The sequence below is a fragment of the Pseudomonas sp. KCJK8993 genome (assembly GCF_046230915.1).
GTDB lineage: Bacteria > Pseudomonadota > Gammaproteobacteria > Pseudomonadales > Pseudomonadaceae > Aquipseudomonas > Aquipseudomonas piscis.
Genome location: NZ_JBJJLO010000011.1, coordinates 1 through 24,886, shown reverse-complemented (window position 1 = coordinate 24,886; position 24,886 = coordinate 1). Strand labels below are relative to the sequence as shown.

Genomic DNA, 24,886 nt, shown 5'->3' with positions numbered 1-24,886 from the left:
GCGGATCCGGGTTGTTGGCTCGCCGAACAACAAAAGCCCGGCAAGGGTCGTGAGTGAACAACGTACACGCGACAACCCTTCAGAAGGTTGTCTGAAATAGTTTTGCCCCCAGCGGGCAAGTTTCCATTAGCGACTTCGAGAGACGGATGAACATCACCACCTTTGCCAAACGCCTGTGCCTGCTTCTACCGCTGATCATCACGCCCGCCGCCTGGGCGGTCGAGGTGATGCCGTCACCACCGCAGCTGGCCGCCAAGTCCTACGTGCTCATGGATGCCAGCAGCGGAAACGTGCTGGTGGAGAACAATGGTGACCAGCGCCTGCCGCCGGCCAGCCTGACCAAGCTGATGACCGCCTATATCGCCACCCTGGAAATCCGTCGTGGCCAGATCGGCGAGAACGACCCGGTGACCGTCAGCGAAAACGCCTGGCGCACTGGCGGTTCGCGGATGTTCATCAAGGTGGGATCGCAGGTGTCCGTCAGCGACCTGTTGCACGGCATCATCATCCAGTCGGGTAACGATGCCAGCGTGGCGATTTCCGAGCACATCGCCGGCAGCGAAGACGCCTTCGCCGACATGATGAACAAGACCGCCGGCGACCTGGGCATGAGCAACAGCCACTTCATGAACCCCACCGGCCTGCCGAACCCCGAGCATTACTCGTCGGCCCATGACATGGCGCTGCTGGCACGCGCGATCATTCATGAAGATCCGGCCCACTATGCGATCTACTCGCAGAAGGAGTTCTTCTGGAACGGCATCAAGCAGCCCAACCGCAACCTGTTGCTGTGGCGTGACAAGACCGTCGATGGCCTGAAGACCGGCCATACCGACGAAGCGGGCTACTGCATGGTGTCCTCGGCGGTACGTGATGGCATGCGCCTGATTGCCGTGGTATTCGGCACCAACAGCGAGCAGGCCCGGGCTGCCGAGACCCAGAAGCTGCTGACCTATGGCTTCCGTTTCTTCGAAACCCAGACCTTCTACCAGAAGGGCACCGAGCTGGCCCAGGCGCCGGTGTGGAAGGGCACCACTCATCAGGTCAAGGCTGGCCTGGCCCAGGACCTGACCATGACCATGCCCAAGGGCCAGCTGAAGAAACTGGCGGCCAGCATGACCATGAACCCGCAACTGGTCGCGCCGATCGCCAAGGGCGACGTGATCGGTAAAGTCGAAGTGAAACTGGACGACAAGGTGGTGCACAGCGCCGACCTGATCGCTCTGGAAGCAGTCGACGAAGGTGGTATCTTCCGTCGCATGTGGGATAGCATCCGTCTATTCTTCTACGGCTTGTTCAACTGATATTGTCGACCCACGTGGCCCTCGCTCCCAAGCGGAGCGGGGGCCATCCCCGTCGCCACGGCTTACGAGGCCGTTATTGCCATGACAGACACTGACGTTAAGTCGCATAAGATTGAGTTTCCCGTCGATGACTATCCGATCAAGGTGATCGGTGACACGGTCGTCGGCTTCAAGGACACCGTGATCGAGATCCTTGCCAAGTACGCCACCCTGGACATCAAGTCCCTGGCCGAGCGCCAGAGCAGCAATGGCAAGTACACCACGGTGCAACTGCACATCACCGCCACTGGTGAAGACCAACTGCGTGATATCAATAGTGCCCTGCGCGCTACCGGTGTCGTCCACATGGTGCTGTGATGCCACAGACGCTGGGCTTTCGTGAGCTTGGCCTGAGGGCCTACGAGCCGGTCTGGCAGGCCATGCAGCGCTTTACCAACGAACGCGGGACCGATGCACCGGACGAGGTCTGGCTGGTGCAACATCCTCCGGTCTTCACCCAGGGGCAGGCCGGCAAGGCCGAGCATCTGCTGGTGCCGGGGGATATCCCGGTGGTGCAGGCCGATCGTGGTGGCCAGGTGACCTATCATGGTCCGGGCCAGCTGGTGGCCTATCTGCTGCTGGACGTGCGCAGGCTGGGTTTCGGCGTGCGTGAACTGGTCAGCCGCATGGAGCACTGCCTGGTTGAGTTGCTGGCCAGCTACGGCGTGCCGGCGGCGGCCAAGCCCGATGCACCGGGTGTCTACGTCGATGGAGCGAAAATCGCTTCCTTGGGCCTGCGCATCCGTCATGGATGTTCCTTTCACGGTCTGGCCTTGAACGTGGATATGGATTTGCAGCCGTTTCGACGGATTAACCCCTGTGGTTATGCCGGCCTGGCGATGACCCAGTTGAGCGACCATGCAGGGCCGATTGAATTTGCCGAGGTAAGTGCCCGGCTGCGTGCGCAGCTCGTCAAACACCTCGACTACGCTGAGCAGACGACCCTAACGGGCGGAATCGACTGATATGACTACTGCGCAACAAGACGCTGTTCAAACCCTGATCCCGACGCTGGATGTTTCGGAGCGGCCCGCCCGCGCGAAAGTTGAAACCGGCGTCAAGTTGCGCGGTGCGGAAAAGGTCGCGCGTATTCCGGTGAAGATCATCCCGACCACCGAGCTGCCGAAGAAGCCCGACTGGATCCGCGTACGTATCCCGGTATCCCCGGAAGTCGACCGGATCAAGCAACTGCTGCGCAAGCACAAGCTGCATAGCGTCTGCGAAGAGGCGTCCTGCCCGAACCTGGGCGAGTGCTTCTCCGGCGGCACCGCGACCTTCATGATCATGGGTGACATCTGCACCCGCCGTTGCCCGTTTTGCGACGTAGGTCATGGTCGTCCGAAACCCCTGGACGTGGATGAACCGATGAACCTGGCGGTGGCCATCGCCGACCTGCGCCTGAAGTACGTGGTGATCACCTCGGTGGATCGCGACGACCTGCGTGACGGTGGTGCCCAGCACTTTGCCGACTGCATCCGCGAAATCCGCAAGCTCTCGCCGAACGTACAGTTGGAAACCCTGGTTCCCGACTACCGTGGCCGCATGGACATTGCCCTGGAAATCACCGCGGCGACTCCACCGGACGTCTTCAACCACAACCTGGAAACCGTGCCGCGCCTGTACAAGGCCGCCCGCCCGGGTTCCGACTACCAGTGGTCGCTGACCCTGCTGCAGAAGTTCAAGCAGATGGTGCCCCATGTGCCGACCAAATCCGGCTTGATGCTGGGCCTGGGGGAGACCGACGACGAAGTCATCGAGGTGATGAAGCGCATGCGCGAACATGACATCGACATGCTGACTCTTGGCCAGTATCTGCAGCCGTCGCGTAACCACCTGCCGGTGCAGCGTTTCGTGCATCCGGACACCTTCGCCTGGTTCTCCGAGGAAGGCTACCGGATGGGCTTCAAGAACGTGGCCTCCGGCCCGCTGGTGCGTTCCTCGTACCACGCCGACGAACAAGCGAAGCTGGCCAAGGAAGGCCTGGTTTCCTGATCGCCAAGCCCGCAGGAGTTGGCTCCTGCGGGCGTTCTCGCCGCTTCCTCTCGAGTCCCATCGCCTGCCCCTGGGCTTTCTGCTCCTCGCCAGCTATTTCCCCCTTCTGTTTCGCGACATTCATGGCTACTGTGCTCCAGTGAATTCACACAGGGAGAATCCGCATGCCCATCCAACCGACCGCCGCCCTCCATGCCCACCTGCCCGTGCCGGCGCTGGCGGCCGAAGGCGTCATCGGTCTTATCGCCCCGGCCGGTCCGGCCGCGCTGGACACTGCCAAGGCCTTCCAGTGGATGCGCTCCAGGGGCTATGACTTGCGGATCTTCCCCGGAGTAGGGCAGCAGGACGGCTACCTGGCCGGCAGCGACGAGGTGCGCCTGCAAGACCTGCATGACGCTTTCGCCGACCCCGAGGTGGATGCCATCCTGTGCTTGCGTGGGGGCTATGGCAGCCCTCGGTTGCTGGACAAGATCGACTTCGACCTGTTGCGGCGCAATCCCAAGCCCTTCGTCGGCTACAGCGATATCACCGCCTTGCACCTGGCAATCAATCGTTACGCCGGGTTCGTGAGTTTTCACGGACCGCTGCTCAACGCCGACCTGCTGGCAGCCAAGCAGGCTCCCACCGAGGCGTCGTTCTTCAATCTATTGCGCGGGCAGGTCAGGGCCGGCAGCCTGTTGTCCCACCCCGTGGCATTTCCCTTGACCACCATCGAGCCAGGTATCGCGCAGGGGGCGCTGCTGGGGGGGAACCTGTCGATCATCGCCAGCACCCTGGGCACGTCCTACGACATCGTCGCCGACGGCACCATCCTGTTCATCGAGGACGTCAACGAGCCGCTGTATCGCATCGATCGCCTGCTCAATCACCTGCGCCTGGCGGGCAAGCTCGGCAAGTTGCGGGGCGTGTTGGTGGGGGATGTGGCCGGAGTGGACTTCACTGCGCTGTGTGATTTGCTCAAGCGCACCTTCGAGCCGTTGCGGATTCCGGTGCTGGCTGGCTGGCGCAGCGGTCATTGCGACCCCAACCTGACCTTGCCCATGGGGGCGCTGGTCAGGTTGGATGCCGGAGCCAGGGAACTGACCCTGGCCCAGGATGTGGTCTTCAAATAATTGGCTGGCGGAGCAGCGAGCTTTTCTGCTCCGGCCTGCGGTTCAACGGTTACGCAGGCTGTCCAGCAGTTTGCGGGTCGGGTAACCGTCCGCCGGCCAGCCCAGGGTCTGCTGGGCGCTGCGGATGGCTTTGCGGGTGTTGGCGCCGATGATGCCGTCGGGGTTGCCGGCATCGTAGTTGCTGGCATTGAGCTGGGTCTGCAGGTCGATACGTTCGCTGCGACTCAAGGGCAGTTCGTCCTTGGGCCAGGCGCCGCTGATCAGTCCGGCACCGCTGAAACGCTCGGACAACAGGTTCACCGCCAGCGCATAGGATGAGGAGTTGTTGTACTTGAGCACGGCCCGGAAGTTATCCAGGATCAGGAACGCCGGTCCCCGATAACCCGCTGGCAGCAGCAAGGACGCGGACAGTTGCTCGGAACCGTAGGGCAATGCCTTGCCGTTGGCTGGCCTCATCCCCAGGCGCATCCACTCGGCCACGCTCTTGCGCGTGCTGGCATCGGCCAGGGCGTAGTCGAAACCACTGTTGAGCTGGACTTCCAGGCCCCAGGGCTGGCCTTTCTGCCAGCCCGAGCTTTGCAGGTAGTGCGCCGTCGAGGCCAGGGCATCGGCAGGGCTGTTCCAGATATCCCGGCGGCCGTCACCGTCGAAATCCACGGCGTGGGTGTTGTAGGTGGTCGGGATGAATTGGGTCTGGCCCATGGCCCCGGCCCATGAGCCGAGCATCTTCTCGGGTTGGATATCGCCATGCTGGATGATCTGCAGTGCGGCAATCAGCTGGCTATTGGCGAAGGCCGGGCGCCGGCCTTCATAGGCCAGGGTCGCCAGCGAGCGGATCACCGACTTGTTGCCCTGGAAATCGCCGAAGTTGCTTTCCATGCCCCAGACGGCCACCAGCGCCTGGCGATCCACGCCGTAGCGCTGTTCGATACGTTGCAGGATGTCGCCATACTGGTTCAGCAGGGCCTGGCCCTTGCGCACGCGTACGGGGGATAGGGCGCCGTCCAGGTATTCCCATACCGGACGGGTGAACTCCGGCTGGCTGCGGTCGGCCTTGATCACGCTCATGTCCGGAGTGACGCCGGCGAAGGAGCGGTCGAACACATCGGCACGGATACCGGCATTCAGCGCTTCAGCGCGAAAGGCACTCAGCCACTGTTCGAAGCTCTGGGTCGGTTGGATGTCCAGGTTATCGACCACCAGGGGGGCGACGGTCGCTGGTGCGGTAATGGGGGCCGACTGGAGTGCGGGCAACGGTTGGGCGTCGGCGGCGGTAGGTTTTTCCGCGCAGGCGACGAGCAGAATCAGGCTGGAGGCAGCGATCAGTTGGCGTAGGTGCCAACGACGGGAAATACAAAAGGGCATGCACAGGTCCAGGGAGAATGACTATCAGGTGCAGACCTTATCATGCCTGTGGGGTCCAGGGCTTCAGGCGGCCAGAAAGTAAGAAGCCTCCCAGCTTTTGGACTGGAAGGCTTCGCGGCGGTAGCTGCCTTTGCCCTTGGCCGGGCGTTCCTGGCGGCAACGGAACAGTGGCTGGGCAATGATGGATTTGGCCTTGTTGGGGCCATGCTTGGATGGCTTGCTCATGCTCGATACTCGCTTGATGGGGAGAGGTACGACGGCGCGCATCATCGGCCAGCTGGGCACTGCTGTCCAGTACCCATGATCTTTTCCCGTATGGGCGGGCTTACTCGGCGGGCAAGGGTAGGCGTTGGCCGGCCATCAGCAGCGACAGGCGGCTCAGGCTGCTCCAGGCGGAACCGCTGGCCTGGCCCTTGATCTGTGCGTCGATACGCTGGGCGTCCAGCAGCAATTGGCTCCAGCGCTGGGCGGAATAGCGTTGCAGGGCCTTGCTCATCAGCGGCTTGCGCTTGTCCCAGACGGGCGGGCGGGCCTGGCTGAAAACCTTGTCCAGGGGAATTCCCTGGCCGAATTGCAGGGCCAGGTTGGCCAGCAGCCGCAGTTCCCGGGACAGGGCCCAGAGGATCACCGGAGGCTCGACCCCTTCGCCCTTGAGTCCTTCGAGCATACGCAAGGCGTGCGCCGCTTCGCCGTTGAGGATGGCATCGACCAGGCCGAAGACGTCGAAGCGGGCACTGTCGGCCACGGCCGCTTGTACCGTTTCGACAGTGATCTGTCCTCCCTCGGCCATCAACTTGAGCTTTTCGATTTCCTGGGCGGCAGCCAACAGGTTGCCTTCGACCCGGGCGGCGATCAGCTCCACGGCGTCCTGGTTGGCGGTCATTCCGGCTTGGGACAGGCGCTGGCGAATCCACTGTGGCAGCTGGTTGGCGTCCACTGGCCAGATCTGCACGAACTGGGTCTGGGCACCTTCGACCAGGGCCTTGCCCCATTTGGTTTTCTGCGCGCTACCGTCGAGCTTGGGCAGGCTGATCAACAGCACGGTGTCTTCGGCCGGGCGCGAGCAGTATTCGATCAGGGCAGCAGCACCTTTGTCCCCGGGCTTGCCCGAAGGCAGGCGCAGTTCCAGCAAGCGCTTCTGTGCGAACAGCGACATGCTGGCGCCAGCCAGCAACAGGCTGCCCCAGTCGAAATTGGCATCGGCGCTGAACACCTGGCGCTCGTCGTAGCCCTGCTGGCGTGCCGCGGTGCGTATGGCATCGGCGGCTTCCTGGCAGAGCAGGGGATCGTCGCCGCTGATCACATAAACAGGGGCGAGGGAACCTTGCAGGTGTTTGCCGAGTTGAGCGGGGGCGAGTTTCATAGATGCGGGTCGGTGGGGCGCCGGAGCGCCCCACAAGGCTTACTGGTTCGGCAGTTCCAGGGGAGACTGTCGCGGAGTTTCGGCTTCGGCCTTGCGCGCTGCTTCCAGCGCCTGCGCTTCGGCCTTGGCCTTGGCTTCGGCAGTAGCCTGCAGTTGTGCCAGTTGCTCCGGGCTCAGCAGTTGCAGGCGGATCAGCATGCGCTGGACCAGATCGCGGCGCATTTCCCGACGGGTTTCAGCCGCTTCCTGGTCGGAGCCGGTGATGTTGTTGCCGTCATGCAGGAAGACTTTCTGCACTTGCAGCTTGTCACTCAGCAATTGCAGATTGTCGCGGGTGCGGATCTGGTAGTTGAGTACCATGCTGATCTCGTATTCCGCAGAGCGGCCGCCGCCGCTATAACTGAGGTTGCGCTGATTCTCCGCTTCGCTGACCAGAACCAGTTTGTACGGTGCACCGGCATGCACGTCGACGCCACTGTTCTCGAGGATCTGACGCATCATCTTGACGGTGGTGCCGTAGGCGTCCCGGGCGCTGAGGTCGAGCTCCTTGATGCTCAATTCCTGGCTGCCAGTACCGCGCAGTTGAAAGCCGCAGGCGCTCAACACCAGAGCCAGGCCCATCACCAGCAGATTACGTTTGATCATGTATTGCTCCCCTTGAAACCGTATGGGCCAACCTTGTGGCCCCGAAGGTCTTGTTCGGCGCCCGGTTCCCACCGGGCGCCCGATCCAATTAGCTGGCGACGATGTTGACCAGTTTGTCCGGTACCACGATGACCTTGCGGATGGTCAGCCCCTCGGTGAAGCGCAGTACGTTTTCGTTGCTGCGTGCGGCCGCTTCGACTTCCTCGCGGCTGGCGCTGGCCGGCATCTCGATCTGGCCACGCAGCTTGCCGTTGACCTGCACCACCAGTTGCAGGCTGTCCTGCACCAGGGCGCTTTCGTCCACGACCGGCCAGTTGGCATCGATGACCGCACCCTCATGGCCCAGCCGGTTCCACAGTTCATGGCTGATGTGCGGAGTGATCGGGGCCAGCAACAAGGTGACGGCCTCCAGGCCTTCCTGCAGCAGGGCGCGGTCCTGTTCGCTGGCTTGTGGTGCTTTTTCCAGCACGTTCATCACGGTCATCACTTGGGCGATGGCGGTATTGAACTTGTGGAACTGGCCCACATCGTTACTGGCCTGCTTGATGGCGGCGTGGATGGCGCGACGAATCACTTTCTGCTCGTCGCTCAGGGCGGCGACATCCAGCTTGCCCGGCAGGCCATGGATTACGTGGGCCTGGGCCAGGCGCCAGACGCGGCGCAGGAAGCGACTGGCACCTTCGACGCCGGAGTCGGACCATTCCAGGCTCATGTCGGGCGGCGAGGCGAACATCATGAACAGGCGGCAGGTGTCGGCGCCGTACTGCTCGATCATCGATTGTGGATCGACGCCGTTGTTCTTCGATTTCGACATTTTCTCGGTGCCGCCGATTTCCACCGGCAGGCCGTCGGTCTTCAGGCGCGCGCCAATGATCTTGGCCTTGGCATCACGCTCGACTTCGACATCGGCCGGGTTGAACCAGTCCTTGCCGCCATTGCTGGCGACACGGTAGTAGGTCTCGGCGACCACCATGCCCTGGGTCAGCAGGTTCTTGAAAGGCTCGTTGGAGGTCACCAGGCCTTCATCGCGCATCAGCTTGTGGAAGAAGCGCGCGTACAGCAGGTGCAGGATCGCGTGTTCGATACCGCCGATGTACTGGTCCACCGGCAGCCAGTGGTTGGCGGCTTTCGGATCGACCATGCCACCTTCGTAGTTCGGCGAGGCGTAGCGGGCGAAGTACCAGGACGACTCGACGAAGGTATCCATGGTGTCGGTTTCGCGCTTGGCCGCAGTGCCGCATTTCGGGCAAGTGCACTCGTAGAATTCCGGCATGCGCGCCAGTGGTGAACCGGCGCCGTCGGGCACCACGTCCTCGGGCAGCTTGACCGGCAGTTGGTCTTCTGGCACCGGCACGTCGCCACAGGACGGGCAATGGATGATCGGGATTGGACAGCCCCAGTAGCGCTGGCGGCTGATGCCCCAGTCGCGCAGGCGGAACTGGGTGCGCGACTTGCCCAGTTCCTTGCGCAGCAGCGCGGCTTCGATGGCATCGAAGGCGCCAGCGAAGTCCAGGCCGTCGAACTCGCCGGAGTTGATCAGCTGGCCGTGCTCGCCGTAGGCCGCCTGCCACTCGTCGCCGACTTCATCACCGGCGCTGGTGCGCACCACAGCCTTGACCGGCAGGTTGTACTTATGGGCGAACTCGAAGTCGCGCTCGTCGTGGGCTGGCACGGCCATCACCGCGCCATCGCCGTAGTGCATCAGTACGTAGTTGGCGACCCACACCGGCAGCTTCTCGCCTGTCAGTGGGTGTTCGACGAACAGGGAAGTGGGCATGCCCTTCTTCTCCTGGGTGGCCATGTCGGCCTCGGCCACGCTGCCGCTCTTGCATTCGTCGATGAACGCCTGCAGCGCGGCATCGCCCTGGGCAGCCTGGGTGGCCAGCGGGTGTTCGGCGGCGACGGCCACGTAGGTGGCGCCCATCAGGGTGTCCGGACGGGTGGTGAAGACCTTGAGGGTGCCTTCATGGCCGATGCTGGCCTGGTCGAACGGGAACTGCACTTCCATGCCGCGGGACTTGCCGATCCAGTTACGCTGCATGGTCTTGACCTGCTCGGGCCAACCCGGCAGCTCGTCGAGGCTTTCCAGCAGCTCGTCGGCGTAGTCGGTGATGCGGAAGTAGTACATCGGGATTTCGCGCTTCTCGATCAGCGCGCCCGAGCGCCAGCCACGACCGTCGATGACCTGTTCGTTGGCCAGGACGGTCTGGTCCGCCGGGTCCCAGTTCACGGTGCCGTTCTTGCGGTAGATCACGCCTTTCTCGAACAGGCGGGTGAACAGCCACTGTTCCCAGCGGTAGTAGTCCGGCTTGCAGGTGGTGACTTCGCGCGACCAGTCCACCGCCAGGCCCAGGCTACGCAGCTGGCTCTTCATGTAGGCGATGTTTTCGTAGGTCCACTTGGCCGGCGCGACGTTGTTCTTCATCGCGGCGTTTTCCGCCGGCATGCCGAAGGCGTCCCAACCCATGGGTTGCAGGACGTTCTTGCCTTGCATGCGCTGGTAGCGGGAAATGACGTCGCCGATGGTGTAGTTGCGCACGTGCCCCATGTGTAGCTTGCCGCTCGGGTACGGGAACATCGATAGGCAGTAGTAAGTATCCTTGCCTGGCTGTTCGCTGACTTCAAACGACTTTTGCTCATCCCAGAAGGACTGGGCGGCGGCTTCTATATCACGGGGCAGGTATTGTTCGTGCATGGCTACTTTATGTACTGGATAAGGGTGGCCTAATCCTCTTCAACGCGACTCGGGTAGTGAGGGCGCCAGGCATGGCGTTTTCGGTTCCCGGTGGAGCTGGAAGTGGAGTTACAGGAAGCGCCGTAGCATACATGACCGCGCTCAGCCTAGGGAAACCCTGATTGCGCGCCTGGGCCGTTGGTCGCGGCGGCGCGTGGCCCGCGGCGGCCCGGCTAAGCTCAAAAAGGGGAGTGAGTCTTATTCTTCGATGAGGTGAACGGATGCTTGAATTGCAGCGCAAGGCAACAGGTCCTGAGGTGTACGAGCGGCTGCTGAATCGACTGGCTCTGGCCCTGGATGCGGCGAGAACCGCGGATCGGCTGCGCGATGAACGCTCCGTCGAGTTGGAGCTGCGGGGGTTGAGCCCCGCCGAACTGGAATTGATCCGAGCCTACCTGGCCCACAACCGGCGCGAGGTGCCGGTCGATGTATCGAGCAGTCTGCACCACCAGGAGGCACCTCGTTCGGCCAAGATCCTCTGGTTGAAGGACAAGGCCCCCGTCCGGAACTCGGTGAAGGTCCGTTCCCGGCAGTTCAAGTAGTTCCCGGGGCGCGGGGGCGAGCGAGGTCGTTGCCGAGGACCTCGAAAGCGAAAATCACCGGCAGCGGTTGTTGCCGGATAACCATCCCTTTAGGCTTCGGACATATTCTGGAGATGTCCGATGCCTTTTCGCTATTTCATCAAGCAGTTACTGCTGCCGCCCGGTGTTCTCCTGCTGTTGCTGCTGCTCGCCTGGATGTTGCGTCGTTCCAGGCCGCGTCTCGCCCGTTGCTGCTTCTTTCTCGGTCTGGGCGGCTTCTGGCTGATGAGCTTGCCGGTGATGATGCAGTGGGGCGCCCGTGGGCTCGAGCAACTGCCGCCCCTGCCGCCGGAGCAGTGGGCGAGGTTGGCCGAGCAGGCCGATGCCATTGTGGTCCTGGGATCTGGGCGCGAGCGTGGCGATCCGGCGTGGGGCACTGACCAGCCCACTGGCGTGGGGTTGGAGCGCGAGCGCTATGCCGCCCGGCTGGCCAAGGCTTCCGGCCTGCCCTTGCTGACCAGTGGTGGCCTGCATTACGGCACGCCGCCAAGCGAGGCCGCGTTGATGGCTGACTCACTGCGCGACGATTTCGGAGTGACGGTGCGCTGGCAGGAAGACCGCAGCCGTACCACCTGGGAGAATGCGCAGTTCAGTGCCCAGGTCCTGTTGCCCAGGGGCATCAAGCGCGTGGTGGTCGTGACCCAAGCCTGGCACATGCCGCGTTCGGTCTGGAGCTTCGAACGCGCAGGGTTCATCGTGGTGCCGGCGCCGGTGGGGTTCCTGGGGGTGGACAACGCCCGTCCGTTGGGTGGCTGGATGCCGGAGTTCAAGTCCATCTGGCAGAGCGGGCAATTGCTCAATGAGGCGGTGGGCCAGGTGGGGTATCGCCTGTTCTATCGCTGAGTGCCGGCTCCCGGGGGAGCCGGCGCAGGGCTCAGACGGTCTTGGCGATCCGGCTGGCGAGCAGCGCCCAGCCCAGCAGCAGGGTGCAGAGCGCTACCAGAGGCCAGGAGCGCCATTGCAGGTAGGGCGTCAGGTTGTGCATGGGCACCACTTCGCCATAGAGGATGCCGCGTTCGAACTGGGGGATCTGCACGGTGATCTTGCCGAACGGGTCGATCAGCCCGGTGACGCCGTTGTTGGTGGCGCGGATCATCCAGCGGCCGGCTTCCAGGGCGCGCATCTGGGCCATCTGCAGGTGCTGCAGGGGGCCGATGGACGTGCCGAACCAGGTGTCGTTGCTGATGGTCAGCAGCAGGTCGCTGCGGGCCGACAGACTAGCGGCGAACTCGGGGTAGACCACCTCATAGCAAATGAAGGGCGCGACCTGGTAGCCCTTGGCTTGCAGCAAGGGTTGGTCGGCCGGGCCGCGGGCGAAGTCGGACATGGGCAGGTCGAAGAAGTCGATCAGGCCTCGCAGCAGGTCCTGTAGCGGTACATATTCGCCAAAGGGCACCAGCTTCTGCTTCAGGTAGGTGCCATCGCCCTCGCCAGTCACGGTGATGCCATTGAAGTAGCGCTTCTCGTGGTGCACCAGCTGGCGTACCGGTACTCCGGTGATCAGCGCGGAATGACGATCGGCGGCGAAGTTGCCCATCATTGACAGATAGCCCTCGGCCGACTCCTTGAGCACCGGGACCGCGGTCTCCGGCCACACCAGCAGGTCCACGCGCTTGCTGGCCAGGCTCATGTCGCGGTACAGCCCCAGTTGCGCATTGAGCTGGGCAGGGTCCCACTTCACGCTCTGTTCGATATTGCCCTGGATGGCCGCGACCGACAGCGGCTCTCCCGCTGGACTGGTCCAGGCGTGGCCCTTGAGTGCCAGGCCGGCTACCCAGGGGGCCGCCAGCAGTACCAGCCCTGCCGCGATGAAACCCTTGCGGCCATTGCCGATCAGGCGTGGCAGGTTGTAGAGCAGGGCGGCGGTCAAGGCCAGGGCGAAGGAAATCAACCAGATGCCGCCTAGCGGCGCGAGCCCGGCCAGAGGGCCGTCCAGCTGGCTGTAGCCGGAATAGAGCCACGGGAAGCCGGTGAGGAACCAGCCTCGGAAGGCTTCCTGGCCCAGCCACAGGGCGGCGAACGCCAGGGCATCGGCCAGTGGCGCTTCGTTGCGTCGTAGCCAGCGGGCCCAGAGCCAGGCGGGCAGGGCGAAGAACCAGGCGATGGCGGCGATGAAGGCCAGCATCAGCAAGCCCGCAAGCAGGACCGAGGCACCACCGTAGGTATGGATGCTGACATAGATCCAGCTGGTGCCGGCGCCGAACAGGCCGAAACCGAAGCACCAGCCCCGGCCCAGGGCCTGGCGTGGGGTCAATTGCCGCAGGCCGGCGTAGAACAGGGCGACGGCCAGCAGCGCCAGTGGCCAGATGTCGTAGGGGGCCAGGGCCAGGGTGGTGATGGCGCCAGCCGCGACGGCCAGCAGGTTGCCGGGCCAGCCGGGTTGAAGCGAGCGCTGCAAGAGGCGTTTCATCAGCTCTTTCCTGTATCGCACCGGGCAGGGCGCGAGGAGATGGTTCGGGTTGGTGCAGCTGAGCGTCGAATCACGCAGCCCTTCACCGCTGGCCCCTGCGCAGGCCCCCTGCCGGCTGCCGATCGGTCGGCGGCAGGCAAGGTTCCAGTGGGAGGGGCGAGACGTCCAGTTCTCAGCGAGAGACGGGGGTCAGGCGCAGCAGGTGGATCCGCCGGCTGTCGGCATTGAGCACACGGAAGCGATAGGCGCCGATTTCAGTGATTTCGTTGCGTTTTGGCAAGTGGCCAAACGCACTCATCACTAGCCCGCCGACGGTATCGAACTCGTCGTCGGAGAAATCGCTGTCGAAGAACTGGTTGAAGTTCTCGATCGGCGTCAGCGCCTTGATCAGGAAGTCGCCACTGGGCAGCGGCTTGATGTAGCTGTCTTCCTCGACGTCGTGCTCGTCCTCGATATCGCCGACGATCTGTTCCAGTACGTCCTCGATGGTCACCAGGCCTGCCACGCCGCCGTATTCGTCGATGACGATGGCCATGTGGTTATGGTTGGCGCGGAACTCGCGCAGCAGCACGTTCAGGCGCTTGGACTCCGGCACGAAGGTGGCCGGGCGCAGCAGGTCCTTGATATTGAAGCTGTCGCCGTTCTCCTTGAGGATCAGGGGCAACAGGTCCTTGGCCAGGAGGACGCCCATCACGTCGTCATGGCTTTCGCCGATCACCGGATAGCGCGAGTGTGCGGAGTCGATGACCGCGGGCAGGAACTCCCGGGGAGTCTGGGTCGCCTTGATGCTGATCATCTGCGAGCGCGGGACCATGATGTCCCGGACTTGCAGGTCAGCGACCTGGATGGCGCCTTCGACGATGGCCAGCGCTTCGCTGTCCAGCAGTTTGTTCTGATGGGCTTCGCGCAGCAGCTCCAGCAGCTCCTGGCGGTTTTTCGGCTCATGGGCAAAAGCCTGGGTCAGTTTGCCCAGCCATGACTTTTGCCCGTTGCTCGATCGATCTTCGCTCATAGCGATTGCTCTGAATCCTTAGGTTGTTACACGTGGGTTGTTCAGCTTTCGTCGTCTGCATAAGGGTCGGGATGACCCAGTTCTGCAAGCAATGTACGTTCCAGGGCTTCCATTTCCTCGGCTTCGTCGTCATCTATATGGTCGTAGCCCAACAGATGCAAGCAGCCGTGAATCACCAGATGGGCCCAGTGGGCCTCGAGCGCCTTGCCTTGCTCGGCCGCTTCGCGCTCGACCACCGGGATGCAGATCACCAGGTCTCCCAGCAGGGGAATATCCAGCAGCTCATCCGGCACTTCCGCGGGAAATGACAGCACATTGGTGGCGTAATCTTTATGACGCCAGGTGTGGTTCAGCTCGCGGCCTTCGGCTTCGTCGACCAGGCGGATGGTCAGTTCCGAATCGGCGGTGCGCTGGCGCAGGGCCAGCTCGCACCACCGGCGGAACTGCTGGTCGCTGGGGGCCGGCTGTAGGCTGGCGCGCTGCAGATCGAGCTCAAGCATCGTGGCGGTTGTCCTTGTCGGCGGCGGCCTTGGCGGCTTCGTCGGCATTGCGCTGCTCGAAGCGCTCGTAGGCTTCGACGATGCGTTGCACCAGTGGGTGGCGCACCACGTCCTTGGGCATGAAATGCGTGAAGCTGATGCCCGGGACGTCGCCCAGCACCTTGATCACGTGGGCCAGGCCAGACTTGGTGCCCTTGGGCAGGTCGACCTGGGTGATGTCGCCGGTGATCACCGCCGTGGAGCCGAAGCCGATCCGGGTAAGGAACATCTTCATCTGTTCCACGGTGGTGTTCTGGCTTTCGTCGAGGATGATGAAGCTGTTGTTCAGGGTCCGGCCACGCATGTAGGCCAAGGGCGCGATCTCGATGACCTGGCGTTCGATGAGCTTGGCCACATGCTCGAAGCCGAGCATTTCATACAGCGCGTCGTACAGGGGGCGCAGGTACGGGTCGATCTTCTGGGCCAGGTCGCCAGGCAGGAAACCCAGTTTTTCGCCGGCTTCCACCGCCGGGCGCACCAACAGGATGCGACGTACTTGTTCGCGCTCCAGGGCATCCACCGCGCAGGCTACCGCCAGGTAGGTCTTGCCGGTACCGGCCGGGCCAATGCCGAAGTTGATGTCGTTGGCGAGGATTTCCTTGACGTAGCGCTGCTGGTTCAGGCCGCGCGGACGGATCATGCCCTTGCGGGTGCGCAGGGCGACGGCGGCGTCGGCCACTGAAGGGTTGTCGAGTTCTTCCACGGCGGATTCCTGGAGGAACAGGTGCACCAGGTCCGGCGACAGCTCGGTACCCTTGGTTTCCCGGTACAGGCGGCGCAGGAGGTTTTCCGCGGAGGTGGTGTGCTTGGGTTCGCCGATCAGTTCGAACTGGTTGCCGCGATTGCGGATTTCGATCGTCAGGCGCTGTTCGATCAAGCGCAAATGCTCGTCGAACTGCCCGCACAGATTGGCGAAGCGGCGAGCCTCGAAGGGCTCGAGGATGAAACGATGAGGTTCTATGGGTGCGTTCAAGGTCGTTTTTAGCCGCCCAACGGCAATTGAGATGAATTCAAGGATAACGCCAGCAGCCTGGGTGCGAAAGCTCTTATGAGGAGCGATGACTGCCGGTATTTCCCCTGGCCTCTGGCCCGGTCGGCAGGCTGGCTTGCGCCCAGGCCGGTTTCCTCGTCCCTACGTCAGCAACGAACCTCGTAGCGAGTGCGGTTGCGCGGAATCGATGTGCACGTCGGCGAACTGGCCGATCAGGGTCGGATCATCGCAACGGAAGTTGACGATCCGGTTGTTTTCGGTCCGCCCTTGCAGCTCTCCCGGGTCTTTCTTGGAGTAGTCGGTCACCAGGATGCGCTGGGTCGAGCCGACCATCTGTCGGCTGATTTCGAAACCTTGCTGATTCAACCGGTGTTGCAGGGCGTTCAGGCGTTCTTTCTTCAGCGCTTCCGGAGTGTCGTCCGCAAGGTCCGCGGCCGGGGTGCCAGGGCGCTGGCTGTAGAAGAAGGAGTAGGAGAAGTCGAACCCCACGTCCTCGATCAGCTTCATGGTCTGCTGGAAGTCTTTCTCCGTTTCCCCGGGGAAACCGACGATGAAGTCCGAGCTGATGCAGATACCCGGCACCGCCGCGCGCAGCTTGCGCAGCTTGGACTTGTACTCCAGGGCGGTGTGGTTGCGCTTCATCGCGGCCAGGATGCGATCCGAGCCCGACTGGACCGGCAGGTGCAGGTGCTTCACCAGTTCGGGCACTTCGGCGTGGGCCTGGATCAGGCTGTCGGAGAACTCCAGCGGGTGCGAAGTGGTGTAGCGGATCCGCTCGATGCCGTCGACGGCGGCGACCACGCGGATCAGTTCGGCCAGGTCCGCAGTGCGCCCCTCGTGGGTCTGGCCACGGTAGCCGTTGACATTCTGGCCCAGCAGGGTGACCTCACGGACGCCGTTTTCCGCCAGATGGATGATCTCGGCGATCACATCATCGAACGGTCGGCTGACTTCTTCGCCACGGGTGTAGGGGACGACGCAGAAGGTGCAGTACTTGCTGCAGCCTTCCATCACCGAGACATAGGCGCTGGGGCCGTCGATACGTGGCTCGGGCAGGTGGTCGAACTTCTCGATCTCCGGGAACGAGACATCCACCTGCGGCAGCTTGGTGGCCCGCGCGATGTCGATCATTTCCGGCAAGCGGTGCAGGGTCTGCGGGCCGAAGACCACGTCGACATAGGGAGCCCGGTCGCGGATGGCCGCGCCTTCCTGGCTGGCCACGCAGCCACCCACGGCGATCACCATTTCCGGGTTGGCCAGTTTCAGTTCGCGCCAGCGCCCCAGTTGGGAATAGACCCGGTCCTGGGCGCGTTCGCGGATGGAGCAGGTGTTGAGCAGTATGACGTCCGCGTCTTCGGCGCGCGCCGTGACTTCCAGGGCCTGGTTTTCGCCCAGCAGATCCACCATGCGCGAGCTGTCGTACTCGTTCATCTGGCAACCGTGGGTTTCGATGTAAAGCTTCTTGGCCATGGACCTAGGTCTCAGGTGATTCAAAGAACCGCGCATTATAGGGGGCATGCCCCCAGGTTCCTAGCATTGCGCGTCGGGTAGCTATGCTATAGTTCGCGCCCCATTTTTTTCCTCGACCTGTTGTCCGTCCGCCATGACCAAACGCGAAGCTCCAATCTACAAGGTGATTTTCCTCAACCAGGGCCAGGTGTTCGAGATGTACGCCAAGCAGATCTATCAGAGCGATCTGTGGGGATTCCTGGAAGTCGAGGAATTCGTCTTTGGCGAGCGCACGCAGGTGGTGGTCGACCCCAGCGAAGAGAAACTCAAGGCCCAGTTCGAAGGCGTGGTACGCAGCTTCGTGCCCATGCATTCGATCGTGCGCATCGACGAGGTGGAGCGCCTGGGAACGCCGAAGATCAGCGAGGCCCGTGGCGTGGGCAATGTCATGCCGTTCCCGATGCCGATGCCCGAGAAGTAACGTCGTTCGATGATTGCTGGCCGTTCCAGGTGAGCGGCGGCCGTCTTGCTGGCCAATGGCTGGCCGAGGCGGTCAAGGCAGGGGGGAGAAGGGCGAGCGGCCGTCGGCGCTCTGCAGTTCCAGCAGGTATTTACGGAAAATCTGTCCCAGCACCTGGGTGGCGACTTCCAGCTCGTCGCGCTGCATGTGCTCGGCGACTTCGTCGGCGGTATCCAGGGCGTCTTCGGCGCCATTGACCGCAGCCATCTTCAGCACGATATAGGCCTGCACGTTGTTGGCCGGTACGCCTTCGCCGTGGAAGAACATGGTGCCGAGCTTGAACTGCGCCTGGGCGTGGCCTTGCAGGGAAGCTTTCTCGAAGTAGCTCAGGGCCAGGTTGAGGTCGCGTGGCGCGCCCTTGCCCTCGTAGTAGAACTCACCCAACTCGTATTGCGCCTGGGCATCCCCTTCATCGGCGGCCTTCTGGCACGCGGCGAGAGCCTCGGCCTGTTCCTGTGCCTGGGGATCGAGGGTGCAGCGACCCAGCGCTGGGATCAACAACGAGTTGCCGCCTGCTTGTGCGTGCGCGAGCAGGGGTTGAAAGAGCAACAGGCAGCCCAGTGTCAGGGCGCGGCCGGTGCGGTTCATGGGAATCGACTTACCTCTGAGGGGCGCGCGGCCCAGCGTGGGGCCCAATAAGCGCGCATTATGAAATAAGCAGGGCCCACCTTACAAAGTCTTTACTCGTTTTTCTGCCGCATGGGCGCGATAGTCGCCGCTTTCGCCAGTATTTCTCCGGTCGGAGGAAGCAAAGTCCGCGTAAAGAGCGTGGCGGACGCTGAGGATCGCAGCGTCCGCCGGCCAGGGCATCACTTCAAGGCGGCGAAGGCGCGTTCCGCGGCATCCAGGGTCAGCTTCAGCTCGGTCTCGCCGTGGGCGATCGAGGTGAAGCCGGCTTCGAAGGCGCTTGGCGCCAGGTAGACGCCACCTTCGAGCATCAGGTGGAAGAAACGCTTGAACAGGTTGGCGTCGCTGGCCATCACGTCGTCGAAGGTGACGATGTCGTCGGCGCCGCTGAAGTACAGGCCGAACATGCCGCCCGCCTGGGTGGTGACGAACGGGATGCCGGCGGCATCGGCGCGTTGCTGCAGGCCTTCGAGCAGGCGGCTGGTGTAGTCGCTCAGCTCGGCGTGGAAGCCCGGGCGGCTGATCAGGCGCAGGGTGGTCAGGCCGGCCGCCATGGCCAGAGGGTTACCGGACAGGGTGCCTGCCTGGTAGACCGGGCCCAGGGGAGCGATGCAGCCCATGATCTCGCGCTTGCCGCCGAAGCAGCCCACTGGCATGCCGCCACCGACGATCTTGCCGAAGGTCGAGAGATCCGGAGTCACGCCATAGTGGGCCTGGGCGCCGCCGAGAGCGACCCGGAAGCCAGTCATCACTTCGTCGAAGATCAGCACCACGCCGTGTTTGTCGCACTGCTCGCGCAGGCCTTCGAGGAAGCCTGGCGCCGGCGGTACGCAGTTCATGTTGCCGGCCACCGGTTCGACGATGATGCAAGCCACGGTCTGGCCGACTTCGGCCAGGGTCTTCTCGACGGCGGCGATGTCGTTGAACGGCAGGGTCAGGGTGTGTTTGGCGAAGTCCGCCGGAACCCCGGCCGAGCTGGGCACGCCCTGGGTCAGCAAGCCGGAGCCGGCCTTGACCAGCAGGCTGTCGGAGTGGCCGTGGTAGCAGCCTTCGAACTTGATGATGGCGTCACGACCGGTATAGCCCCGCGCCAGGCGGATGGCGCTCATGGTGGCTTCGGTGCCGGAGCTGACCATGCGCACCATCTCCATGGACGGCACGATGGAGCACACCAGGTCGGCCATCTCGGTCTCCATGGCGGTCGGCGCACCGTAGGACAGGCCGTGTTCCAGCTGCCTGCGTACGGCGTCCAGCACTTGCGGGTGGCTGTGGCCGAGGATCATCGGGCCCCAGGAGCCGACATAGTCGACATAGCGCTTGTCATCTTCGTCGGTGACGTAGGCGCCTTCGGCATGCTTGAAGAACAACGGAGTGCCCCCCACGCTGCGAAAAGCGCGGACCGGCGAGTTCACGCCACCGGGGATGTGTTTCTGGGCATTGGCGAACAATGTTTCGGAACGAGACATGGCAGGGCTCTCAAAAAATATCAAAGATCGAACAGGGCATTGAAGGCGCGGGCACGATGGGTTACCTGCTCGGCGCTATCGGCACCGAACAGCCCGTGGACCACGGCCAGCAGGTCGGCGCCATGGCTGACCAGCGGTGCTGCGTTATCCAGGGTGATACCACCGATCACGCAGATCGGCAGTTGCAGGCTGGCACGGGCCTGGTCCAGCAACTCGAGGCTGGCGGTGGGCACGCCGGGCTTGGTGCTGGAGTTGAAGAAGCGGCCGAAGGCGACATAGCTGGCGCCTTCGCGCGCTGCTTGCTCGGCCAGTGCCAGCTGGCTGTGGCAGGTGGAGCCGATGATCGCCTGGCGGCCCAGCAGGGCCCGGGCTGGGGTCAGCGGGCCGTCGGTCTGGCCCAGGTGCACGCCAGCGCCGATGCGCGCCGCCAGTTCGGCGTCATCGTTGATGATCAGCTGGGTCTTGTAGCGCTCGCACAGGCCCAGCAACGCTTCGGCTTCCCGCAGGCGACGGGCCTGGTCGTTGCTCTTGTCGCGGTACTGCAACAGGGTGACGCCACCATCGAGCGCTGCTTCCACGTATTCCAGGAGCTTGCCGGCCAGCAGCTGGCTATCGGTGATGGCATACAGACCACGTAGTTTCATAGGGCGAGCCTCATGGCATTACGAGCAGAAATCCAGCGGCAAGCGGCGTGGGACGAATTGCCCGCGCCCCAGTTGTTCGGCGTCGCGCAGGGTCCGCCAGGTGTAGTCCAGGGCTGTCTGCACGGCGCTGGCCAGTTGCTCGCCCTGGGCCAGGCGGCCGGCCAGGGCGCTGGCCAGGGTGCAACCGGAGCCGTGGTAGCTGCCCGGCAGGCGCTGGCAGGTATAGGTTTCACGCAGGCCCTCGCGGCTGTACAGGCGGTTGTGCACTTCGTGCTCGTCGCCATGGCCGCCGGTGATCAGCAGGTGCTTGACGTAGGGTAGGAGTTTTTCGGCGCATTGGTCGGCGGTGCCTTCGGGCAGTTCCGCCAGGATCCGGGCTTCGGGGAGGTTGGGGGTGGCGATGGTCGCCAGGGGCAGCAAGCGTTCGCGCATGGCGTAGCCCACTTCATCCTTGCCCAGCCGGCCGCCGCCGCCGGCGCGCAGCACCGGGTCGCAGACCAGGGGCAGGTGCGGATGCGCCTGGAGCAGCTCGACCACGGTGTCGACCATTTCCAGGGAGCCGAGCATGCCCAGCTTGACCGCGGCCACCGTAGAGTCGTTGAGCACGGCATTGGCCTGGGCCAGTACCCACTCGCGATCCAGGACGCGGAAATCGCTGACGTTGACCGTGTCTTGCACGGTCAGGGCGGTGACAGCCGGAGCTGCGTGGCAACCCTGGGCCAGCAGGGCTTCGATATCTGCCTGCAAGCCGGCGCCGCCACTGGGGTCGTGGCCGGAGAGACAGAGGACAACGGGGCGGGAGCTGTAGGTATTCATGGGCGGCGAGCTTACCACCAAACGCTTTTTTGCGTGGCGCCTGGCGCGGAATGATCCATGGGACTGTTTTTCTGCCGCCAATCCTGACCGAGGCAACAGCTCTAGTACGCGGGGTTGCGCTGAAAAGCCTGTTCTAGAGCCTTTAGACTAATATTCTCAATAGTGTTCAATGGCCATCAGCGGCTATGCTAGAGTGGTTTCAAACCAATAACAGGTCATGCTGGTTGACGTCTTCTCAAAGGGAAATGGGGGGCTTCCTGACACAACCGGACAAGCCACGCCGGGGCTTTAATGCGCTATTTGCTGATGTTGCTGTTAAGCCTGCCGATGCTGGCTGGTGCCGTCGAGTTCGACGAGTTCACCCAACGCCTGCCCTTGGGGCGGGTGATGCAAGTCCTCGAGGATACAAGTGGCCAGGCGACGATCGCCGATGTCAGTTCCGGAGCCCTGTCCGGAGCCTTCAAGGCCCACGACCAGGACACGCTCAATGCCGGCTACTCGCGCTCGGCATTCTGGCTGCGGATCGACCTGGACTACCGCCCCGCGAACCCCGCCGCGCAACGCAGCTGGCTGCTGGAATTGGCCTATCCCCCCCTGGACCGCCTGGACCTGTACGTCCCCGATGAAAGCGGCGGTTATCGTTTGGCCGGGCGCACCGGTGACGCCTTGCCCTTTCGCAGCCGGCAGATCCACCAGAACAACTACCTGTTCAGCCTGAATTTCTCGCCCCACGAACACAAGACCGTCTACCTGCGCCTGGCCAGCGAAGGTTCGATCCAGGCGCCGGTGAGCCTCTGGTCCAGCACCGCCTACCTCGAGGCCCAGCCCGTCCGGCTGTATGTACTGGGGCTGATCTACGGGGTGTTGCTGGGCATGCTGGTGTACAACCTCTTCATCTACCTCAGCGTCCGCGACACCAGCTACCTCTACTACATCGTCTATATCGCCTCGTTCGGCCTGTACCAGCTCTCGGTCAACGGCGCCGCAGTGGAGTATTTCTGGCCCGATAATCCCTGGTGGGCCAACGCCGCGACCCCCTTCTTCATCGGCTCGGCCGGCTTGTTCGGCAGCCAGTTCGCCCGCAGCTTCCTGCAAACGGCCCGGCATAGCCCCTGGGTCGATCGTGTCTTGCTGGCGCTGATGGCCTTCGGTGCCGTGGTCATGGTCCTGTCGCTGATGACCAGCTACGCCCTGGCGCTGCGTCTGGCCACCACCCTGGCCCTGGTCTTCACCGTGGTCATCTATGTGGCGGGGATCGTCGCCTGGTGCCGTGGCCTGCGAGTGGCGCGCTATTTCATCATCGCCTGGTCGGCCTTCCTGTTCGGTGGCGTGATCAATACCCTGATGGTGCTCGGCTACCTGCCCAACGTGTTCCTGACCATGTACGCCAGCCAGATCGGCTCGGCGATCGAGGTGGCGCTGCTGTCCCTGGCCCTGGCCGACCGGATCAACTCGATGCGCGAACAGCAGGCCCGGACCCTGCAGGACGCCGGGCAGAAGCTGGAGGTACTGAACCAGCAACTGGCCCATAGCAACCGGCTCAAGGACGAATTCCTGGCCACCCTGACCCACGAACTGCGCACCCCGATGAATGGCGTCATCGGTTCCCTGGAACTGATGCAGACCCTGGAGCTGGACCCGGAGCTGGAGCAGTACCAGCAGACCGCCGCCGGCTCCGCCCGGGACATGATGCGCATGGTCAATGGCATCCTCACCCTCACCGAACTGCAGGCCGGCAAGCTCACGGCGCAAAGCCAGCCGTTCAGCCTGCGTTCGTTGCTCAGTGCCTTGCAGGCCCAGTTCGGCGCGAGCGCCGCGAACAAGTCGTTGTCGTTCCGGGTCGACTTGGGCGGCGGCATTCCCGATCGTTTGCTGGGCGATCGCTGCAAGCTCAGCCATTGTCTGGAGTGCCTGCTGGAGAATGCGGTCAAGTTCACCCCGGCTGGGGGCGTGATATTGCGTGTGGTCAGCAGGGCCGCTCCGGCTGGGCGGGTGAACCTGATCTTCGAGGTGATCGATAGCGGCATCGGCTTCGTCAACCTCGACGAAGCCACCCTGTACCAGCGTTTCTTCCAGCTCGATGGCTCCATGACCCGCGAATACGGTGGCCTGGGAATCGGCCTGGCGATCTGCCGGCAGTTGGTGGAATTGCTTGGCGGGCAGTTGACCCATGAATCAACACCAGGCCAGGGCAGTTGCTTCCGCCTGCATGTGGCGCTCGACTCCCAGGAGCCGGCGGCCCGTTCGTCGGCCGTCGGTTCGCGGCGCCTGCCCGAGGATTGCACCGTGTTGCTGGTGGACGACAACGACGTCAACCAGTTGGTGCTGCGGGGCATGCTGCTCAAGCTGGGATACCGGGTACGTACCGTCGCCAGCCCCACCGATGCCTTGCAGGCTTTGGGGCGCGAAGCCATCAGCGCGGTGCTGCTGGACGGTCAGATCAATACCTCCCAGGTCGGAGCGTTCCGCCTCCAGGCCCAGGCCTTGCCGGGTTATGCCCGTTTGCCGATCCTGCTGGCCTGCGTTCCCGGTACAGAGGGCTGCATCGGCGGTTCCGGGGCCGATTACCTGGGAAAGCCGGTGAAATTCGAAGAACTGCAAACCGTGCTGGCCAAGTGGCTACTACGGGAAGAACAAGGCGAAAGCGCCGATGTTTAGGCGGATATGCCACTTTGAACGGAGGGAGGCGGGTGCTTAACTGGGGTCTTGGCACACCCTGAAGGAGCCCCGTGATGAACCTCCACCAGTTCGCTGAAACCCACGAAGTCACCAACCAGCCACCCGCCCTGGACGGCATCAACCTCTATCGGATCGACCTGCCATTGCAACAGTGGCTGCGCCGGTTCGATGCCGGCTGGGCCGAGTCCCGGGTCGATGCCTATGGTGCCCTGGCCGGCGGGCCGCTGATGGAGGCGGGGTTCCTGGCCAACCAGAACAAGCCGGTGTTCAACAGTCATGATCGCTTCGGCCACCGGATCGACCTGGTGGAGTTCCACCCGGCCTACCATCAGTTGATGCAGGCGGCGATCGAAGGCGGCCTGACCTCTCTGCCCTGGACCCACCCCAAGCCTGGCGCCCATGTGGCGCGGGCCGCCATGACCTACCTGCACAGCCAGGCCGAGGCCGGCAGCGGTTGCCCGCTGACCATGACTTTCGCCTGCGTGCCGGCATTGAAGCTGCAGCCGGACATCGCCGAACAGTGGTTGCCGAAGATCCTCGCCACCGAGTACGACCCGCGCAACGTCGGCATGCAGCACAAGGCCGGGTTGACCATCGG

Annotated in this window: 23 protein-coding genes and 1 pseudogene; 10 read left to right on the top strand and 14 right to left on the bottom strand. The window is 63.4% G+C overall.

From position 1 onward, the window contains the following. Positions 1-146: 146 nt before the first annotated feature. From ACK6AU_RS05905 to ACK6AU_RS05885, 5 genes are all read left to right on the top strand, one after another. The gene (locus tag ACK6AU_RS05905) at positions 147-1,304 is read left to right on the top strand and encodes a D-alanyl-D-alanine carboxypeptidase family protein (RefSeq protein ID WP_022641202.1); all 1,158 of its coding nucleotides are present in this window, start codon (positions 147-149) and stop codon (positions 1,302-1,304) included. An 81-nt stretch (positions 1,305-1,385) separates the two neighbouring features. Continuing rightward, the gene (locus ACK6AU_RS05900; RefSeq protein ID WP_025129297.1) at positions 1,386-1,661 is read left to right on the top strand and encodes a DUF493 domain-containing protein; all 276 of its coding nucleotides are present in this window, start codon (positions 1,386-1,388) and stop codon (positions 1,659-1,661) included. Continuing rightward, positions 1,661-2,308 carry a lipoyl(octanoyl) transferase LipB gene (gene lipB, locus ACK6AU_RS05895; RefSeq protein ID WP_185698258.1) on the top strand — a complete coding sequence of 216 codons (648 nt, stop codon included), beginning with the start codon at positions 1,661-1,663 and terminating at the stop codon, positions 2,306-2,308. The genes ACK6AU_RS05900 and lipB overlap by 1 nt, the downstream gene beginning before the upstream one ends. Position 2,309: 1 nt before the next feature. After that, positions 2,310-3,335, top strand: coding sequence for a lipoyl synthase (gene lipA, locus ACK6AU_RS05890; RefSeq protein WP_260497934.1), 1,026 nt, complete (start codon positions 2,310-2,312; stop codon positions 3,333-3,335). A gap of 164 nt (positions 3,336-3,499) precedes the next feature. Then, a complete protein-coding gene (locus ACK6AU_RS05885) occupies positions 3,500-4,447 on the top strand; it encodes an LD-carboxypeptidase (protein ID WP_409298230.1) in 948 nt (315 codons plus the stop codon). Positions 4,448-4,489: 42 nt separating this feature from the next. Here the strand turns inward: ACK6AU_RS05885 and ACK6AU_RS05880 are convergent, their stop codons facing one another. From ACK6AU_RS05880 to leuS, 5 genes are all read right to left on the bottom strand, one after another. Beyond that, positions 4,490-5,812 carry a lytic murein transglycosylase gene (locus tag ACK6AU_RS05880; protein ID WP_185698260.1) on the bottom strand — a complete coding sequence of 441 codons (1,323 nt, stop codon included), beginning with the start codon at positions 5,810-5,812 and terminating at the stop codon, positions 4,490-4,492. A gap of 63 nt (positions 5,813-5,875) precedes the next feature. Then, the gene (gene arfA / locus ACK6AU_RS05875; protein ID WP_103325142.1) at positions 5,876-6,037 is read right to left on the bottom strand and encodes an alternative ribosome rescue factor ArfA; all 162 of its coding nucleotides are present in this window, start codon (positions 6,035-6,037) and stop codon (positions 5,876-5,878) included. Positions 6,038-6,137: 100 nt separating this feature from the next. After that, positions 6,138-7,175 (bottom strand): DNA polymerase III subunit delta, encoded by a 1,038-nt coding sequence (gene holA, locus ACK6AU_RS05870; RefSeq protein WP_185698261.1) that lies wholly within the window; start codon positions 7,173-7,175, stop codon positions 6,138-6,140. A 39-nt stretch (positions 7,176-7,214) separates the two neighbouring features. After that, complete coding sequence (lptE, locus tag ACK6AU_RS05865; RefSeq protein WP_185698262.1) at positions 7,215-7,820, bottom strand: LPS assembly lipoprotein LptE; 606 nt, start codon at positions 7,818-7,820, stop codon at positions 7,215-7,217. 88 nt (positions 7,821-7,908) lie between these two features. Continuing rightward, on the bottom strand, positions 7,909-10,515 hold the full coding sequence (gene leuS, locus ACK6AU_RS05860; RefSeq protein WP_409298226.1) for a leucine--tRNA ligase: 2,607 nt from the start codon (positions 10,513-10,515) through the stop codon (positions 7,909-7,911). Between the two features lie 260 nt (positions 10,516-10,775). Between leuS and ACK6AU_RS05855 the strand changes: the two genes are divergently transcribed. Together ACK6AU_RS05855 and ACK6AU_RS05850 are read left to right on the top strand one after the other, a co-directional pair. Continuing rightward, the gene (locus ACK6AU_RS05855; protein WP_185698264.1) at positions 10,776-11,096 is read left to right on the top strand and encodes a hypothetical protein; all 321 of its coding nucleotides are present in this window, start codon (positions 10,776-10,778) and stop codon (positions 11,094-11,096) included. Positions 11,097-11,216: 120 nt separating this feature from the next. After that, positions 11,217-11,978 carry a YdcF family protein gene (locus ACK6AU_RS05850; protein ID WP_409298224.1) on the top strand — a complete coding sequence of 254 codons (762 nt, stop codon included), beginning with the start codon at positions 11,217-11,219 and terminating at the stop codon, positions 11,976-11,978. Positions 11,979-12,009: 31 nt separating this feature from the next. Here ACK6AU_RS05850 and lnt read toward each other — a convergent pair whose 3' ends face one another. The 5 genes from lnt to miaB form a co-directional block, all read right to left on the bottom strand. Beyond that, the gene (gene lnt, locus ACK6AU_RS05845) at positions 12,010-13,545 is read right to left on the bottom strand and encodes an apolipoprotein N-acyltransferase (protein WP_409298222.1); all 1,536 of its coding nucleotides are present in this window, start codon (positions 13,543-13,545) and stop codon (positions 12,010-12,012) included. 172 nt (positions 13,546-13,717) lie between these two features. Continuing rightward, the gene (locus tag ACK6AU_RS05840) at positions 13,718-14,557 is read right to left on the bottom strand and encodes an HlyC/CorC family transporter (protein ID WP_022641189.1); all 840 of its coding nucleotides are present in this window, start codon (positions 14,555-14,557) and stop codon (positions 13,718-13,720) included. Positions 14,558-14,598: 41 nt separating this feature from the next. Continuing rightward, positions 14,599-15,057, bottom strand: coding sequence for an rRNA maturation RNase YbeY (gene ybeY, locus ACK6AU_RS05835; protein ID WP_409298220.1), 459 nt, complete (start codon positions 15,055-15,057; stop codon positions 14,599-14,601). Beyond that, entirely contained in the window at positions 15,050-16,069 is a 1,020-nt protein-coding gene (locus tag ACK6AU_RS05830) for a PhoH family protein (RefSeq protein WP_185698267.1), read from the bottom strand. Before ACK6AU_RS05830 ends, ybeY begins: the two co-directional genes overlap by 8 nt. 159 nt (positions 16,070-16,228) lie before the next feature. Then, positions 16,229-17,557 (bottom strand): tRNA (N6-isopentenyl adenosine(37)-C2)-methylthiotransferase MiaB, encoded by a 1,329-nt coding sequence (miaB, locus tag ACK6AU_RS05825; protein ID WP_409298217.1) that lies wholly within the window; start codon positions 17,555-17,557, stop codon positions 16,229-16,231. A 133-nt stretch (positions 17,558-17,690) separates the two neighbouring features. Between miaB and ACK6AU_RS05820 the strand changes: the two genes are divergently transcribed. Further along, the gene (locus tag ACK6AU_RS05820; protein WP_022641185.1) at positions 17,691-18,017 is read left to right on the top strand and encodes a DUF1820 family protein; all 327 of its coding nucleotides are present in this window, start codon (positions 17,691-17,693) and stop codon (positions 18,015-18,017) included. Positions 18,018-18,089: 72 nt separating this feature from the next. Here the strand turns inward: ACK6AU_RS05820 and ACK6AU_RS05815 are convergent, their stop codons facing one another. From ACK6AU_RS05815 to ACK6AU_RS05800, 4 genes are all read right to left on the bottom strand, one after another. Further along, complete coding sequence (locus ACK6AU_RS05815; protein ID WP_185698269.1) at positions 18,090-18,644, bottom strand: tetratricopeptide repeat protein; 555 nt, start codon at positions 18,642-18,644, stop codon at positions 18,090-18,092. 221 nt (positions 18,645-18,865) lie between these two features. Beyond that, positions 18,866-20,149: a glutamate-1-semialdehyde 2,1-aminomutase gene (hemL, locus tag ACK6AU_RS05810; RefSeq protein ID WP_409298214.1), complete on the bottom strand. Its 1,284-nt coding sequence runs from the start codon at positions 20,147-20,149 to the stop codon at positions 18,866-18,868. Between the two features lie 20 nt (positions 20,150-20,169). Beyond that, positions 20,170-20,793, bottom strand: coding sequence for a thiamine phosphate synthase (gene thiE / locus ACK6AU_RS05805; RefSeq protein WP_409298212.1), 624 nt, complete (start codon positions 20,791-20,793; stop codon positions 20,170-20,172). Positions 20,794-20,811: 18 nt separating this feature from the next. Beyond that, complete coding sequence (locus tag ACK6AU_RS05800) at positions 20,812-21,609, bottom strand: hydroxymethylpyrimidine/phosphomethylpyrimidine kinase (RefSeq protein ID WP_409298210.1); 798 nt, start codon at positions 21,607-21,609, stop codon at positions 20,812-20,814. Between the two features lie 291 nt (positions 21,610-21,900). On the opposite strand from ACK6AU_RS05800, the gene ACK6AU_RS05795 reads away from it, so the two are divergent. Continuing rightward, positions 21,901-24,267 carry a 7TM diverse intracellular signaling domain-containing protein gene (locus ACK6AU_RS05795; RefSeq protein WP_185698273.1) on the top strand — a complete coding sequence of 789 codons (2,367 nt, stop codon included), beginning with the start codon at positions 21,901-21,903 and terminating at the stop codon, positions 24,265-24,267. A 74-nt stretch (positions 24,268-24,341) separates the two neighbouring features. Further along, positions 24,342-24,886 (top strand): annotated as a pseudogene (locus ACK6AU_RS05790) (DNA alkylation response protein); the annotation flags it as partial.

Coding starts and splice junctions, on each gene's coding strand:
- lipB (WP_185698258.1), top strand. CDS start 1,661: ATGCCACAGACGCTGGGCTTTCGTGAGCTTGGCCTGAGGGCCTACGAG.
- ACK6AU_RS05905 (WP_022641202.1), top strand. CDS start 147: ATGAACATCACCACCTTTGCCAAACGCCTGTGCCTGCTTCTACCGCTG.
- lptE (WP_185698262.1), bottom strand. CDS start 7,820: ATGATCAAACGTAATCTGCTGGTGATGGGCCTGGCTCTGGTGTTGAGC.
- leuS (WP_409298226.1), bottom strand. CDS start 10,515: ATGCACGAACAATACCTGCCCCGTGATATAGAAGCCGCCGCCCAGTCC.
- hemL (WP_409298214.1), bottom strand. CDS start 20,149: ATGTCTCGTTCCGAAACATTGTTCGCCAATGCCCAGAAACACATCCCC.
- lipA (WP_260497934.1), top strand. CDS start 2,310: ATGACTACTGCGCAACAAGACGCTGTTCAAACCCTGATCCCGACGCTG.
- ACK6AU_RS05795 (WP_185698273.1), top strand. CDS start 21,901: ATGCGCTATTTGCTGATGTTGCTGTTAAGCCTGCCGATGCTGGCTGGT.
- ACK6AU_RS05900 (WP_025129297.1), top strand. CDS start 1,386: ATGACAGACACTGACGTTAAGTCGCATAAGATTGAGTTTCCCGTCGAT.
- ybeY (WP_409298220.1), bottom strand. CDS start 15,057: ATGCTTGAGCTCGATCTGCAGCGCGCCAGCCTACAGCCGGCCCCCAGC.
- ACK6AU_RS05815 (WP_185698269.1), bottom strand. CDS start 18,644: ATGAACCGCACCGGCCGCGCCCTGACACTGGGCTGCCTGTTGCTCTTT.
- ACK6AU_RS05800 (WP_409298210.1), bottom strand. CDS start 21,609: ATGAATACCTACAGCTCCCGCCCCGTTGTCCTCTGTCTCTCCGGCCAC.
- ACK6AU_RS05885 (WP_409298230.1), top strand. CDS start 3,500: ATGCCCATCCAACCGACCGCCGCCCTCCATGCCCACCTGCCCGTGCCG.
- ACK6AU_RS05880 (WP_185698260.1), bottom strand. CDS start 5,812: ATGCCCTTTTGTATTTCCCGTCGTTGGCACCTACGCCAACTGATCGCT.
- holA (WP_185698261.1), bottom strand. CDS start 7,175: ATGAAACTCGCCCCCGCTCAACTCGGCAAACACCTGCAAGGTTCCCTC.
- miaB (WP_409298217.1), bottom strand. CDS start 17,557: ATGGCCAAGAAGCTTTACATCGAAACCCACGGTTGCCAGATGAACGAG.
- arfA (WP_103325142.1), bottom strand. CDS start 6,037: ATGAGCAAGCCATCCAAGCATGGCCCCAACAAGGCCAAATCCATCATT.
- ACK6AU_RS05855 (WP_185698264.1), top strand. CDS start 10,776: ATGCTTGAATTGCAGCGCAAGGCAACAGGTCCTGAGGTGTACGAGCGG.
- ACK6AU_RS05840 (WP_022641189.1), bottom strand. CDS start 14,557: ATGAGCGAAGATCGATCGAGCAACGGGCAAAAGTCATGGCTGGGCAAA.
- lnt (WP_409298222.1), bottom strand. CDS start 13,545: ATGAAACGCCTCTTGCAGCGCTCGCTTCAACCCGGCTGGCCCGGCAAC.
- ACK6AU_RS05850 (WP_409298224.1), top strand. CDS start 11,217: ATGCCTTTTCGCTATTTCATCAAGCAGTTACTGCTGCCGCCCGGTGTT.
- thiE (WP_409298212.1), bottom strand. CDS start 20,793: ATGAAACTACGTGGTCTGTATGCCATCACCGATAGCCAGCTGCTGGCC.
- ACK6AU_RS05820 (WP_022641185.1), top strand. CDS start 17,691: ATGACCAAACGCGAAGCTCCAATCTACAAGGTGATTTTCCTCAACCAG.